The sequence below is a fragment of the Paenibacillus sp. FSL K6-1217 genome (assembly GCF_045040735.1).
Lineage (GTDB): Bacteria > Bacillota > Bacilli > Paenibacillales > Paenibacillaceae > Paenibacillus_AQ.
Genome location: NZ_CP150271.1, coordinates 5,785,532 through 5,798,605, shown reverse-complemented (window position 1 = coordinate 5,798,605; position 13,074 = coordinate 5,785,532). Strand labels below are relative to the sequence as shown.

General features: G+C 56.1%; 11 protein-coding genes. 3 read left to right on the top strand and 8 right to left on the bottom strand.

Features of this window, described 5'->3' with window-relative positions; genetic code table 11:
• Positions 1 to 429: 429 nt before the first annotated feature.
• The 3 genes from MHH28_RS25655 to acpS form a co-directional block, all read right to left on the bottom strand.
• Complete coding sequence (locus tag MHH28_RS25655; RefSeq protein ID WP_405106758.1) at positions 430 to 1,467, bottom strand: LacI family DNA-binding transcriptional regulator; 1,038 nt, start codon at positions 1,465 to 1,467, stop codon at positions 430 to 432.
• A 569-nt stretch (positions 1,468 to 2,036) separates the two neighbouring features.
• On the bottom strand, positions 2,037 to 3,395 hold the full coding sequence (gene mutY / locus MHH28_RS25650; RefSeq protein WP_405106756.1) for an A/G-specific adenine glycosylase: 1,359 nt from the start codon (positions 3,393 to 3,395) through the stop codon (positions 2,037 to 2,039).
• A 26-nt stretch (positions 3,396 to 3,421) separates the two neighbouring features.
• A complete protein-coding gene (gene acpS, locus MHH28_RS25645; RefSeq protein WP_405117251.1) occupies positions 3,422 to 3,826 on the bottom strand; it encodes a holo-ACP synthase in 405 nt (134 codons plus the stop codon).
• Between the two features lie 298 nt (positions 3,827 to 4,124).
• Here acpS and MHH28_RS25640 point away from each other — a divergent pair, with 298 nt between their 5' ends.
• Entirely contained in the window at positions 4,125 to 4,943 is an 819-nt protein-coding gene (locus tag MHH28_RS25640; RefSeq protein ID WP_405106754.1) for an alpha/beta hydrolase family protein, read from the top strand.
• 88 nt (positions 4,944 to 5,031) lie between these two features.
• On the opposite strand, the gene nadE is transcribed toward MHH28_RS25640, so the two are convergent.
• The 3 genes from nadE to MHH28_RS25625 form a co-directional block, all read right to left on the bottom strand.
• A complete protein-coding gene (nadE, locus tag MHH28_RS25635) occupies positions 5,032 to 5,841 on the bottom strand; it encodes an ammonia-dependent NAD(+) synthetase (RefSeq protein WP_405106752.1) in 810 nt (269 codons plus the stop codon).
• Positions 5,842 to 5,982: 141 nt separating this feature from the next.
• Positions 5,983 to 6,417 carry a BrxA/BrxB family bacilliredoxin gene (locus MHH28_RS25630; protein WP_405106750.1) on the bottom strand — a complete coding sequence of 145 codons (435 nt, stop codon included), beginning with the start codon at positions 6,415 to 6,417 and terminating at the stop codon, positions 5,983 to 5,985.
• Between the two features lie 180 nt (positions 6,418 to 6,597).
• The gene (locus MHH28_RS25625) at positions 6,598 to 8,262 is read right to left on the bottom strand and encodes an ATP-binding protein (protein WP_405106748.1); all 1,665 of its coding nucleotides are present in this window, start codon (positions 8,260 to 8,262) and stop codon (positions 6,598 to 6,600) included.
• A gap of 217 nt (positions 8,263 to 8,479) precedes the next feature.
• On the opposite strand from MHH28_RS25625, the gene MHH28_RS25620 reads away from it, so the two are divergent.
• Positions 8,480 to 9,739 (top strand): NAD(P)/FAD-dependent oxidoreductase, encoded by a 1,260-nt coding sequence (locus MHH28_RS25620; RefSeq protein ID WP_405106746.1) that lies wholly within the window; start codon positions 8,480 to 8,482, stop codon positions 9,737 to 9,739.
• A gap of 117 nt (positions 9,740 to 9,856) precedes the next feature.
• Here MHH28_RS25620 and MHH28_RS25615 read toward each other — a convergent pair whose 3' ends face one another.
• Positions 9,857 to 11,107 carry an ABC transporter permease gene (locus tag MHH28_RS25615; RefSeq protein WP_405106744.1) on the bottom strand — a complete coding sequence of 417 codons (1,251 nt, stop codon included), beginning with the start codon at positions 11,105 to 11,107 and terminating at the stop codon, positions 9,857 to 9,859.
• Positions 11,104 to 11,895 (bottom strand): ABC transporter ATP-binding protein, encoded by a 792-nt coding sequence (locus MHH28_RS25610; protein ID WP_405117250.1) that lies wholly within the window; start codon positions 11,893 to 11,895, stop codon positions 11,104 to 11,106. The genes MHH28_RS25615 and MHH28_RS25610 overlap by 4 nt, the downstream gene beginning before the upstream one ends.
• Positions 11,896 to 12,230: 335 nt before the next feature.
• On the opposite strand from MHH28_RS25610, the gene MHH28_RS25605 reads away from it, so the two are divergent.
• The gene (locus MHH28_RS25605) at positions 12,231 to 12,698 is read left to right on the top strand and encodes a MarR family winged helix-turn-helix transcriptional regulator (RefSeq protein WP_036700143.1); all 468 of its coding nucleotides are present in this window, start codon (positions 12,231 to 12,233) and stop codon (positions 12,696 to 12,698) included.
• Positions 12,699 to 13,074: the final 376 nt, after the last annotated feature.

The window sequence follows — 13,074 nt, the reverse complement described above, 5'->3', positions numbered from 1 at the left end:
ATACGGGCGGTGCCTCTCTCGTGGGAATATCAGGGTAACTGGTGGGTTATGGCTGCGAATCCTTATACTTTTCAAATTATCAGTAAATTCGCAAAATCTCCTTGTCCCATATGTACCGCCAGAGTAACCGCTTACTCAAAAATCGAAAAATAATGAAACGGGTTTCATGAAATCCATTTCATTATAACTTCTGGTTATCCCCCGGTCAATCCTACTTTACACAAATTCCAAAAATTCACTCCGCCAGGCACGCCGATCCGCGCTTCAATCCAAAAACTTTCCAGAATACAGGCCCCCTCGTGCTGACGCCTCCACATACGCCTGGAAAGTTCTTGACCGGCCCTGGATGAACATGCTCAATGGACTGTGCAGCAGACCTGCCCGGTACGCAAATTCCGGTAGTAGACTATTCTGCGTGTAATCTGCGGGTTATTCTGCGGACTTTTTCGGGCGTCCCGTGCTGTCCCGTACCACCAGCTTAGGCTGGAGCACCGTCCGTTTCCTGGGTTTTCTGCCGCTGATCAGCTCATGAAGCATCTCTACCGACAGCTCACCCAGCTCATTGGTGTTCTGCGACACCGTGGTCAGCTCCGGAATCACCGCTCTGGACAAGGGCGAATCATCGAAGCCGACAATCGACAGATCCTCCGGTATCCGCAGCCCATGCTGGGTTGCCGACTTCAACGCGCCGATAGCCGTAAAATCATTCACACACAGCACCGCCGTCGGCCGGTCCTCCTGCTCCAGCATCCGGTCCATCAGCTTCCGCCCGCCCTCGATCGAGAAGTCGTGGAACATGACCCAATCCTTGCGCAGCTCAAGCCCCTGCTCCTTCAGCTTCATCCGGACGGACTTCAGCTTCACCTGGGTTGTGGAGGTCTCCTCCATCCCCCCGAGGAAGCCGATCCTCCGGTGTCCCAGATCCAGCAGGTGCTGGGTGGCCAGCGCCGCCCCTTCCTCTTCATCGGTGTAAATGCGGTGCAGGCCGCTTCGGGGCAGATTGCCATTGACCAGTACAATCGGTACATGCTTGGACAGCTCCACTACCTCCTGGGACAACGCCGGCGGACACTGGTTCAGGTTAATTCTGCCGCCCAGGAAAATAATCCCGTCCACTCTTTTCTCCCGAAGAATGCTAAGATATTCCGACTCGCGGCTATGGTCCCCCGCTGTATCGCACAGGAAGAAGGTATACCGCTTCTCCCGGGCCACATTCTCGGCTCCCCAGAAGACCTCCGGGAAAAAGGGGTTGGTGATGTCAGGCAGAATCATGGCGATGGTCCCGGTCTCCTTCTTGAGCAGACTGCGGGCAAGCGCGTTCGGCTGAAACTGATGCTTCTCAATCACAGCCATGATGATCTCTCTGGTGCTCTCCTTGACCGGAGCTGTATTGTTGAGGACACGGGAGACTGTGGCTACGGACACCTGGGCCTCCTTGGCGATATCATATATGGTAATCGTCTTCATCCTTTACCTCCTTGGTCTCACGTTCTTGCTTATGGCAGCTGACATCCGGGCGGATGGGTGCGGGGACTGGGGCGGGGTGGGAGATTGGTTGGAGCAGGAGTTGTGACAGGGGGCAGGGCGCGGGGGGTGGGGATGATGCTTAATGGCCCTTTATTCGTGCCAGTCTCCAGCTTTCGCCGAATTTAGGGGTATTTGTGCCCCTCATTTCTGCTACCATCCTTTGATTGCGCCCCCCGCTCACTTCCGGTACATTTAATGGAATTTTGCAGCCTAATTCCGGCGCGTTCTGTGGTGCATGTGTTGTACTTTCGGCGGTTTTAGGTGCGGTAACACTTAATTCCAGTTTGTTTATAACCGATGCTCCCACATTTGTGCAACAGCATACGGAAATGGTAGCACTCTCTTTAAAAGGACGGCAGCCGTTGCAGAGTTGGTGAGAACACGAGAGAAGAACCCCCGTCTAGCACCAAACATACTGATCTTTACACTGCAACCAGCAGCAGTGATGCTCGTCCCTCCGCGAACTGCACGGCTCAGCACGAAATAGCCTAGTGGTTGTGGCTTAGAGACTACTTCCCTTGCTCATCGAAATAGCTGTTCAGCAGCTTGAGGAACACATTCGGGAAGGCGTAGTTCTTCATGTCCTCGCGGCTGATCCAGCGCTGCGCACCGCTGTCTGCCGCATCGGCCGCGGCATCCCCGCTGTCGAACAGCGCCAGCGGCGCGTCTTCCGGCGGCTGTGCCCCCAGCGCCGCAAGCACCGCCCCGGCCTCCGCGCCCAGCGGGCCGTCCCCGCGCTGCGCCTGCGCTGCCCCAGCGTCCGCGGCCTGCAAGCTGCCGCCGCGCTCCGCAGGCGCCGCCCCATACACGGCGCGGCTCTCCGCTGCCAGCGGCAGCGCCGCCTCTTCCCTGCAGCGGTACACCTGCAGGGTCCACACAATATGGCTGAATGTATGCTCCGCAGCCATCCAGTGCTCCTCAGGCCGGGCGTGTATCCCGGCCTGGCTCATGGACCGGCGCAGCCGGTCCAGCGCTGCCGCTTCCGGCAGCAGCGCACCGCGCGCGCCCCCGGCCTCAGCAGGCGGCGCAGGCCAGTGCGGCAGCTCCCACATGCGGGCCAAAAGCCCGCTAGCCGGCCGCTGCCGGATCAGTACCCGGCCCGCGTGCTCGCCGCGGCCCTCCACCAGGGCGGCCAGCCGCTCCTCCGGACGCGGCGGCTTCGCCTTGGTCTTGACGGGCAGCGAAGCCTCGCAGCCCGCCAGCCGCGCGGCGCAGTGCTCCATCACCGGGCACGGCAGGCAGCGCGGTGATTTCGGCGTGCAGATCAGCGCGCCAAGCTCCATCAGCGCCTGATTGAAGCTGCCCGCCTCCCCTTCGGGGATCAGCTCGGCGGCGAGCTTCTCCATTTTCACGCGTGTCGGCCCTTTGGCAATATCATCCTCAATCAAGAAATACCGGGATAAGACCCGCATCACATTGCCATCCACCGCCGGCTCCGGCCGGTTGAACGCGATGCTTAGAATAGCACCGGCTGTGTACGGGCCTACGCCCTTAAGGCCGAATACGGCATCGCGGTCATCCGGTACCTGCCCCCCGTACAGCTCCTTCACCTGCTTCGCGGCATGCTGGAGGTTCCGGGCACGCGAGTAGTAGCCAAGACCTTCCCAGCATTTCAGCACCTCTTCCTCCGGCGCATCCGCGAGCGCCTCCACGGTCGGAAACTGTTCAATGAACCGGTTGAAATAAGGAATTACCGTATCCACCCGTGTCTGCTGCAGCATGATCTCCGAGATCCAGATGTAATACGGGTTGCGGTGGCGCCGCCATGGCAGGTCCCGCTTCTGGAGGTGATACCATTCCAGCAGGAAGCGGCTGAAGAATAACTTGGCTTCCTGCTGCGCTTCTATGTGCTTCTCATCTGTCGTCATTGTTATTCTCCTTGCCGTTCATATAGTTACAGGCTGTAGCCGGACGTCCGCTCCACCACCGCGAAGGCCGAGGCCAGTCCGCGGCTGTGCGTAATCGTGAGATGAATGATATGCTCCTGCTTCGGCAGCCCCAGCCGGGACCAGGCCTCCGCCGACAGCGTGGCTACCGGCTTGCCCAGCGCATCCGGCAGAATCTCAATGTCCTTGAAACCCACAATCTGACCGATGCCGCAGCCAAGCGCCTTCACAACTGCTTCCTTGGCCGAGAATCGCCCGGCGATAAATTCCGTCATATTAGCGCCTTTGCCTGCGGCCAGCACCTGTTCTTGCCCGGTCAGAATTCTCCGGGTGAACCGGTTGCCCAGACTGCTCTCTGCAATCCCGGCAACCCTGCCGATTTCCAGCAGATCATGTCCGATTCCGTAAATCACCATCCCTCACCTCTCCTGGCTATGCATTCCTTAACCCTCTTATTTTACCTTCTATCCTTACCCTGCGTCTAATGATATGATCTTGCTAGGGCTGCCACAGATCTCCTGTAACAGTGAAGCCTGTCTGCTCTTGGCCAAGTATTATTAATAATAGTCTTAGCGCCAGCTTTCTGCTATCTTAAAAGAAAAAAAAGCGAAAGTCTATTACGCGCAAATCAGGTAATCATGTAATCAGGTAAATCAGGTATATGAAGTCAAACCGGTCGTTCCAAGATATCCAGGAAAGGAAGAATACCTTATGTCCCGTAATTTTGAATTACCCGCAGGAGAGGATGCGGTGCTGCGCTGCTCCCATTTCCCTGCTCAGGGAGAGGCCAGAAGTGTAGTGGTCATCGCTCACGGCTACAAAGGCTTCAAGGATTGGGGGATGTTCCCGTATGCGGCACAGGCGCTCAGCGACGAGCATGAAGTGATCAGCTTCAACTTCTCCCATGCCGGAATCGGCGAGGATCTGCAGAATTTCACCGAGCTGGATAAGTTCGCCCGCAACACCTACCAGCGTGAGATCAAGGATATGGAGATCCTGCTCTCTTATCTGAGCCAGCACCACAGGTTCGGCAGCCTCCCCCTCTTCCTGTTAGGGCATAGCCGGGGCGGGGGCGATTCCTTGCTCTACGCACTGGATCATCCTGCTGAAATCACCGGGGTTATCTCCTGGAACGGGATCACTAACCTGGACCTGTTCACCGAGCAGCAGAAGCTGGAGATGCGGCAGAAGGGCCGGACCCACGTGCTCAACGGACGGACAGGACAGCAAATGCCGCTGGATGCCATAATTATAGAAGATCTGGAGCAGCAGGCGGAGCGTTATGATATTGTTGTGCGCATGAAGCAGGCCAGCTTCCCCGTTGTCCTGATTCAAGGCAGTGAGGACGCAGAGCATCTGCGGCGCGGCTCCGAGCAATTAGTCCGGCTGCGGCCGGATATCCAGTGGGTTCAGATACCGGGGGGCAATCATACCTTTGGCACCGTTCATCCTTTTGCCGGAACTACCCCGCAATTGGAGCAGGCGATAGCAGCTTCCCGTGAGTTCATCGACCGGGTGCTGGCGGAATAACAGTATAGTTTAAATTCTTATATTTGAACAAAAACCGCCGGAGCGGCTGCATCAAACGCAGCGCTCCGGCGGCTCCGGCATAACCTGCTTAGATTCCCGGAATACTATCGCGCTTATGCGCCGTTCTCCGGAAGAAGCGCTCCAGCTTCTCAGCGGCTTCAGGGCTGACCGTCTTCCCCTCCAGATAATCGCTGTTCTCATCATAGGTGATTCCAAGCTCCGTCTCATCTGTCTGGCCCGGCCAGAGTCCGGCCGTCGGCGCTTTGGTCACGACATCCGCCGGTACGCCAAGCGCCGCAGCCAGCTGCCGTACCTGACGTTTGTTCAGGGAGGACAGCGGTGTAATATCGACGGCGCCATCGCCCCACTTCGTATAGAACCCGGTAATGGCTTCAGAGGCATGATCGGTACCCACCACCAGCAGATTGTTCTCAAAAGCAAGCGCATACTGCATCACCATCCGCGTTCTCGCTTTTACATTCCCCTTGCCCTGATGGGTAATATGCTTGTGCTGGCCCAGAGCCTTCAGGCTATGCTCAACCTCCAGCGCAATCTCGTTCACCGCTTCTTCGATGTTGGTCTCCACCGTATGGGTCAGCTCAAAAGCCCGGGCCACCGCATAGCTATGCTCAATATCCTCCTGCTCCCCGTAAGGCTGGAATACCCCGAGTGTCATATATTCCTTGCCTTCATCAGCCGTCAGCTCGTCCGTCGCCAGCTTGCACAGACCCGCAGCCACCGCGCTGTCCACACCGCCGCTAATCGCAATCAGCAGACCTCTGGCCCCCGCCTGAAGCACATACGCTTTCAAAAAATCCACGCGCTTACGTATCTCCGCCGCTGTATCAATCTCCGGCTTCACTCCCAGAGCAGCAATAATCTCTTCCTGTAGACTCATAGGCCCACCCCGTTTCTTATAATGGTATTCCCTTCCCTGACAGTAGAAAAAAATCCCGCATGAGTCAAGCCCCCGGCTGACGGCTGGCTGATGCGGGATCATTCCTTATCCATGCTGCTGCCCTCTAGCTGCAGAGCACTATTACTGGCACACGCGGTCAAAAACTTCCTTCAGCTCCGCAGCAATCTCGGCGGCTGAACGGTCTTCTACACCGTGACGTTCGATGAAGTGAACCAGCTCGCCGTCTTTCATCAGGGCGATGGAAGGGGACGATGGCGGATACGGTGCGAAATATTCGCGCGCCTTGGCGGTAGCTTCCTTCTCCTGACCGGCAAATACGGTGAACAGGTGATCGGGCAGAATCTCGTTCTGCAGCGCCTGGGCTACCCCTGGACGGCATTGTCCTGCGGCACAGCCGCATACGGAGTTAACGACTACCAGCGAAGTTCCCTTGGCTGCGGGAAGGGTGGCTTCCACTTCCTCCGGTGTCAACAGCTCCTGAAATCCGATGCTTGTCAGATCGTCACGCATAGGCTGAATGGAATCTCTCATATATTGATTAAAAGACATGGACATTTCTCTGCACTCTCCTTCATCACTTGAATTGAGATCAGGTCAGAACCCGGCTAACGTTACCGCGTTCCGGCACTACTTGCTAACTTTATTATACATACATACTCTGCGAAAGCAAGAGAAGCAGCCTGCTCCAGCATGCCTCTGTACAGCCTCGAAAAGGTACTCTCCGCCCCCCATCCGCTACATATATACAGGGCTCTGGACCCTCCCTTCTCTCAGCTCCACCGGAAAAGTAACAATGACCGAGGTCCCTAACCCTACCTCCGACTCCACCCGGATTGTGCCGTTATGCCGCTCTGCAATGCTAAGACAGAGCGGCAGCCCCAGGCCTGTCCCCTGGCTCTTGGTGGTGAAGAACGGGGTGAACAATTGACTCAATTGGCTCTGGGGCATGCCGGGTCCGGTATCCGTAATCATCAGCAGCACGTTATCCTCATGCTCACGGGCGGCAAGCGTCAGCACACCCTTGGCTTCCATCGCCTCCATCCCGTTGCGGGCCAGATTCAGAATCAGCTGCTTGATCTCCCGGACATTTAACTGCAGCAGCGGCATCGCCGGGCTGATCTTCAGCTCTACGCTCTGGCCGCGGAGATTGGCATCCGCCCAGATCAGCGGCGCAAGCTCCTCTATAATATGCTGGAGCCCGGCCGGCTCCTTGTCCGATACACGGGTCTGCGCCAGCGACAGGAAGTCATTGATGATGCTGTTGGCCCGGTCCAGCTCCTCCATGACAATATGATAATAGGAGTGAAGGTCCTCCGGACTCTTTTCTCGCATCAATTGCAGGAAGCCGCGTACTACCGCCATCGGGTTACGGATCTCATGCGTAATTCCCGCAGCCATCTGCCCGACCAGCGACAGGCGCTCAACATTGTCAAGCTCACTGCGCATTTTCTCCTCTTCTGTCAAATCCTGAATAATCATGACGATTCCGCCCGGCAGCCCCGATTCATGCTGGAGCGGCGCGGTAAAAATATGATAGGTCATCGAATCCACCCTGATCTTGTTATTCGAACGCTGTCTGCTGCGCAGAACCCCCTCTAACAAGGTCAGGGTGGCCTGATCCATGCTTTTGCCGAAGATCTCACTGGCCGGGCTGGACAAAATAATCTCTCTGGTCAAGAGGGGGCAATGACGCTGCATCAGACTCAGCATATATTCATTCAGCTCCGTCACATACCCGTTGTCATCGAACTCCATAATATTCAGCGGCACCACATTCGTGATCTGCTGCAGCTTCTCCGATTCCCACTGGAATTTCTCCGAAATCCCCTGCATCTGCATCTTGACCTGCAGCTTGTCCCAGGCTTTATCGATATAGATAATGAACAAGGCGCCCAGAATTAAGGCTGTTAGCACATAGAGTCCAGCGAGAGCGGCTTCGGCAGGCGGGATGTTCAGGACACTCCGGCCATGCATATTCGGTACAAGGACAATGAACAGCATGCTTGGAAAAAGCGCGCCCCAGAGGATGCCGATTTTGGCGGGTATTGCGGATTTCTTGAACATCCCGGCCATGCCGAAGAGCAGCGGATACAGCAGTACCCCTGTATTCAATAGAAGATGCTCCAGGCCTGTCGGCACCCTTAACAAGGCATTGCAGAAGAAGAAATACAGCGCCAGATAGACGCTGGAGGGCAGATTACCATATAAGATCCCGATATAGGCCGGGAGAATCGCCAGATTCAGATAGACCGCCCCGAACATTGTATCCGACAGTGCCATGCACAGCGTAATGCCCAGTGCGCAGCAGATCATCAGGAAGGTCTGATCATCGGGAAACCTGATGTTCCGGCGTAAGGGATCGCCCCGGTCCATCCTCCACTGAAAAAGAAACAGGAACATGCAGGCAGCCGATATTTGCAATAAAATATCCTTTACTGCATAAATAATTGCAATCACTCCTCAAATTGGATAAAATACCTTTTCCATTTAGATTAAAGCATAACCGCGCATTCCTGACAACGATAATCAGAATTCGACATGAAGGGCCTGGCTACGCTCCGCCTGGAATGGTATGATGCCGTTAATAGAGTGCCGCATTAAGCAAAGGAGCAGATAGATGAATAGCTATGATGTAATCGTCATTGGAGGCGGCCCGTCCGGGCTGATGGCCTGCGTAGCCGCAGCCGGACACGGGGCGTCCGTACTTCTGGTAGACAAAGGGGCGAAGCTGGGCCGCAAGCTGGGAATCTCGGGCGGCGGACGCTGCAATGTCACCAACATCAAGGAGACCTCGGAGCTGATCGCCCATATACCGGGCAACGGCCGTTTTTTATACAGCTCGTTTGACCATTTCAACAACCGGGATATTATAGATTTTTTTGAGGGGCTGGGAATCGCCTTGAAGGAGGAGGATAACGGACGGATGTTCCCTGTATCGGACAAGGCCGCAAGCGTAGTCTCTGCACTAGTTGGCAAGGTGCGTAGTCTTGGCGTGCAGATCATGACGGACAGCCCGGTCCGTGAGGTGCTCTACGAGGAAGGGGCCGTCCGGGGCATCCGCCTGGAGTCAGGCAAAGCCTTCAGCGCGAAGGCTGTCATTATCGCCACCGGAGGCAAGTCCGTGCCGCAGACCGGCTCTACCGGCGACGGGTACCCTTGGGCTGCCGCTGCCGGACACACGATCACGGAGCTGTTCCCGACCGAGGTCCCCATCCTCTCACAGGAGGCGTGGATCAAGTCCGGGGAGCTGCAGGGCCTGTCCCTCCGGGATGTAACACTGAGCGTCTGGAATCCTAAGGGCAAGAAGGTGATCTCCCACCGGGGGGATATGATCTTCACCCATTTCGGCTTATCCGGCCCGATTGCGCTGCGCTGCAGCCAGTTCCTGCGTCAGGTTCAGCAGAAGTCGGGAACCGATACCGTGGAGATGTCCATCGACCTGTTCCCGGACCTGTCCCTCCAGGAGGCGGAGTCCATGCTCCAGAATAAGCTGGACCTGGAGCCGAAGAAGGCGATCCGCAACTCGCTTAAGGGGCTGCTGCCCGAGCGCCTGATCCCGCTGCTGCTGCTGATTAGCGGCCTGGACGGGGAGATTACAAGCCATCATCTGCCGAAGACGGGCCTCGCGGCGCTGGCTGCCCTGGTGAAGCGGATGCCCGTACAGGTTCATGGGACCCGCTCCCTGGCGGAAGCCTTCGTGACCGGCGGAGGAGTCTCACTCAAGGAGATCGACCCCAAGACGATGGAATCCAAGCTGACCTCAGGACTCTATTTCTGCGGCGAGATTCTCGATATTCACGGGTATACCGGCGGATATAATATTACAGCCGCCTTCTCCACCGGCTATACGGCCGGCAAGCATGCAGCTGCGCAGTAAGGGCGGATAAGCAGCGCCTGTATGTAGCGGCTTCCTGGTGTGGTATCCGGGATGCTGCCGAAATAGACCTAACAGCAAGAAGCCTTCCCCCGGCTTGTGGAGGAAGGCTTCTTGCTGTTATCTGGCAAACCTTATGACACTGAATATGCGGCCGATCCAGATTCCGGCGGCAGCCCCGACAGGGATGAAGATCAGCAAGCCCCACCAGCCGTAGGCCGGAATGCAGAGCACTGCGGAGCATAAGACGGCGAAGGGCGTCAGCAGAATAGGCATCGCCTTGGAACCGGCATCCGCCTTCTGCACCTTGGTGAACGGCAGAATCCCGATATAGTCATCCCCGGAGAACAGATTCCAGAAGGAGGTCAGCCAATAGGCCATCAGGCAAGTCAAGATGGCGTACAGCAGCCATTTCAGCACTACCGGCACAATAAAGATTGCCACCAGCGACACCCCGGTGAATTGCAAATACAGCTTGAGATGGGCCGGATTGCGCAGCATCGCCTTCATCCCTGCGGCGGCGAAGCGGCTCTCAGGCAACTTCGAAGCCAGCAGCGGCTGCGACTTGCGGAAGATCCAGGGCTTATAGCGTGTCGGGCGCGGCTTATCCAGCACACGGCGCAGCAGAATCGCTGCAATGCTCATCCGCTGCTTGTAGTCTTCGCGTACATCATTCATGAACGTGCCGCGCAGGCGCAGGCGGGCTCTGAAGGCCAGGACGGTCACTGCCGCGTAGGCGGCAGCCGCAAGGAACAGAAGGGCCGGGCTGTCCTTCCAGAAGAGCGCGAGACGCAGGTAGATCCCGCAGGGTACGGCCACCGCCAGGATCAGCCACAGCCGGCGGCGGAAGCCCTGCCGCTGCACCTTAACGATATGACCCAGCAGCTTAACGGCCCAGCTGCACGTTACCGTCAGTGCCAGCAGGCCATAGGCGCTTGCCGCGCTCAGATCATAGCCGCGGATCAGAAACGGCAGCAGAATGACGTACGCCGCCGCCATCTTCAGCGCAGTTACCGCTAGACTATAGACCATTCCGCCCTTGAGGATCGTGCTGATCCAGTTCTGCCGCTGCCGCAGGAACAGCAGATCGCCTTCCTGGAGCAGCAGCACGATGCCTCCGGTAGCCAGCAGAATGGCGAGCAGCGAAGGCACGACCACAAAGGGTACATGGCTGAACCAACCCGGAAGATCACCGTTCCAGTAGCCATAATAGAAGCGGCCGCCGAGGAGGCCCCCCGGGATGAGGATATACAGCAGGACTGTCCAGTCTACAGCCGTACGGATAATAGCCGTCTGCTCCCTGAAATGGGAGAACAGCCTTCGTCTTAAGAGACTCCTTGCGGACGGGAACGCAAATGAATTCACGCTCATGTTAATTCGTCGAAGCAATCAAACAGCGATCCCTCCGGCAGCCCCGCTTCCCCGCGTATCTCCGCAAGTGTCCCCTCGGCGGCAATTTTGCCTCCGGAGATCAGAATGAAGCTGTCGCAGATTTTCTCCGCTGTATCCAGAACATGCGTGGACATCAGCACCCCGGCACCGCGCTCCCGCTCCGCCTCCAGCAGGCGCAGGAAATCCTTGGTGGCCCTGGGATCAAGCCCGATGAACGGCTCGTCCACAATGTAGACATCCGGCTGCACCAGGAACCCGAGCATAAGCATCATCTTCTGCTTCATCCCTTTGGAGAAGCCCGCCGGCAGATCATCGCGCACATGCGTCATGCTGAACTGGACCAGCAGCTGTTCCGCCGTGGATTCAAAGGCTTCATAGCTTAAGCCGTAGGCGGCAGCGGCCAGATCCAGATGCTCCCACAGCGTAAGGTCCTCGTAGAATACCGGCTGCTCCGGCACGTAGGCGTAGGACTTGTTCTCGCCGCCCAGCTTCACCTGGGCCTTGGCATGCTTCAGCAGACCCAGCAATGTCTTGATCGTTGTGCTTTTGCCGGCCCCGTTCGGTCCGATGAGTCCCAGCAGCTCGCCCTTCCGCACCTGGAAGGATATCCCCGAGATCCGTATATCCCCTGCCTCATAGCCCGCTTCCTCAATCACTACATCAAGCACGATATTCTCGTCGTCCTCATCCTCGTCGTAATACTTGTTGATCTGGTCCTCCGTCCGCTGCGGAGTCTTCCGTTCCTCTGAGCCTTCCGTTTCTTCCATATCTATCTCATCCCCTGCATCATCATTCAATATAATGCGATCATAGCACCATGAACGGGCCTTTGCTGCAATAATTTTCACCCTTCATCCATCCCGCATCCTGTAGCCTTCATTATACGGATAACCGGTGGACGACTTCAAATTTTCGCGCAGGTATACATTTTTTTAGCACCTTCAAAAGATTGTTCAATTTTTTATTATTAAAAGTGTGCTTATTGTGACAAATGACATGTTCTTCAAACTTTGTTTGACGTATTGTAAAGCTAGATATCAGAAAGCAAGTATTCCAAACCGTGCGGATAAGCCCGTACGATTAACAATAGAGGTGGAGAAGCATGATACAATCCTATGAACGCGATACTCAGTTGACCCTGCATCTGTACAGAGTTTTTGCCAAGTCCTTCAAGAGCATTAACGAGCATGCTGTAACCGGCAGCAAGATCGAAGGCTTCAACCCGACGGCCTTCGCAGTCATGGAGGTTCTCTTTTACAAAGGACCGCAGCCGATCCAGCAGATCGGTGCTAAGCTGCTGCTTCAGAGCGGCAACGTTACTTATGTGATTGACAAGCTGGAAGAACGCGGCTATCTGCAGCGCAAGCCTTGCCCTAGTGACCGCCGTGTTATTTTTGCCGAGCTGACTACCGAGGGCGAACGCCTGATGAACGAGATGTATCCGAAATATTCGGAGCGCCTGCATCTGGCCTTCAGCGGACTCAGCGACGAAGAGAAGGAACAGATGATTGTTCTGCTGAAGAAGATGGGCCTGCAGGCCGAGAAGCTCTCCCCGCTCCCGCGCAAATAGACTTAGTTGATGAATCAGTAGTTGTGAATCTATTCACTAACCAGAGGATGAGCTGTTCCAAAAAGCATGAACCGGCTGCTTGGAACAGCTCTTTGTTTTGAGCAGGATCAACGTGAGCACTTGGGTGAACGCTGCGTGAACGGACCGATGTTTGGGTCGCTGTGATCGTAAGAATTTTTTTCATTCCCCTAGCAGCATTGTTGCACATCTTGCAGGATTCCTTTATAAAAGGAACTGACTGAAGCACAATGTTGCATTATTTGCACAAATTCCGATGTTTAGAGCAAGTTAGCGCTAAATTTGTTGCATTTCCTGCAGGATTTCAGCATGGACCGCTCCTATGGGGCAATATTCTTGCACTTATTGCAAGATTTCT